This window comes from Salinimicrobium oceani (assembly GCF_012037645.1).
Window position 1 is genome coordinate 1 of sequence record NZ_JAAVJR010001583.1, and the last position, 290, is coordinate 290.

Below are 290 nucleotides of genomic sequence, written 5' to 3' on the forward strand. Positions count from 1 at the left end.
GACCGCGACTGCACTACCAAACGCTTGGTGAGCATGTCCAGTTTTTTATGGCTATCCATGATGAGCTTTGAATTGTCAAAGCCTTCGAGATCTTTGTAGCGGTTGATCCCTCCAAATCCTGCTAATCGCTGTTCTTCGGGAATAGGACTTGCTTCAAAATACAAACGGTAAATGTTGTTGTCCCGATCTTCTACATTTGCCAAAACATTCTCCACCTGCTCCATTTTCCGGTTGAGGAGGCTGTACTGCAATTTCATATTTTCAAGCTCTCTTGCCAGGGCGCGTTCCTT

General features: G+C 45.5%; 1 pseudogene. It reads right to left on the reverse strand.

The features are described from left to right. A pseudogene (locus HC175_RS23160) lies at positions 1-290 on the reverse strand (M23 family peptidase); the annotation flags it as partial.